A 1098-nucleotide genomic window follows, 5' to 3' on the forward strand; every position below is an offset into this window, starting at 1 on the left:
TGGCCACGACCGCGCTGAGCAGGCTGGCCGCGGCCGTGCCGCTGCTGCCCGGCGCCGACCGGCTGGCGATCGTCGATCTGGACTCCAAACTCACCCGGGTGTTCGGCCGCACCAAGGCGGGCGCGAAATTCGGCCACAAAAAGGTCCGTGGCCTGGATTTCCTAGCCGCCACCGTGGCCACGCCCGGGCACGCACCGGTGATCGCGGCGACCCGGCTGCGCGGCGGCAACGCCGACACCCGCCGCAACGCGACCACATTCGCCAACCGGGCGGTGCGCAGCGCCCGCGAGGCCGGCGCCACCGGCACGATCATCGTGCGCGGCGATTCCGGGTTCTACGTCGGCGAACTCATCGCCGCGCTGACCGCGCAGGGTGTGCTGTTCTCCGTCACCGCCCGCCAGAGCAAAGGCCTGCTCCGCGTCATCGCCGCGATCGACGAGAACTTGTGGACCCCGATCACCTACGACACCCCGGTCTATGACGAGCACACCGGCGAAGCCATCCACACCGCGCAAATCGCCGAGACCACCCACACCGCCTTCACAAACCCGACCACCAACCCCGGGCAGAAAACCACCGCCCGGCTCATCGTGCGCCGCACCCGCGCCACCGCGATCACCGAACAGGGCGAACTGTTCACCACCTGGCGCTACCACGCGATCTTCACCAACTCCGACCTCGGCACACTCGCCGCCGAAACCCAGCACCGCGCCCGCGCCGGAGCGATCGAGCACGTCTTCGCCGACCTCGAAAGCTCAGCCCTGGCCCACTTCCCCAGCGCGCACTTTCACGCCAACGCCGCCTGGCTCACCCTCGCCGCACTGGCCCACAACCTCACCCGCGCCGCGGGCGTGCTCGCCGGCGGCGAACACGCCCGCGCCCGGATCCCCACCCTGCGCAGACAGCTCATCGCCATCCCCGCCCGCATCACCCACACCGCCCGCACACTCACCCTGCGACTGCCCACGAACTGGCGCTGGCAACACAACTACCAGCGCCTGTTCACCGCCACACACACCCGAACAGCCTGACCCACACCCCTACGACCAGACCACAGTGGACACACCGGATGCGACGCCGGACACCCCACCACGCCCA

General features: G+C 70.0%; 1 protein-coding gene. It reads left to right on the top strand.

The window, feature by feature from the left end; translation table 11 throughout:
- Positions 1 to 1031 (top strand): IS1380 family transposase (locus ACFV15_RS48210; RefSeq protein ID WP_378360262.1); only part of this gene is annotated, 1031 nt, incomplete at its 5' end.
- Between the last annotated feature and the right edge of the window lie 67 nt (positions 1032 to 1098).

This window comes from Amycolatopsis sp. NPDC059657, from assembly GCF_042734395.1.
Classification (GTDB): Bacteria; Actinomycetota; Actinomycetes; order Mycobacteriales; family Pseudonocardiaceae; genus Amycolatopsis.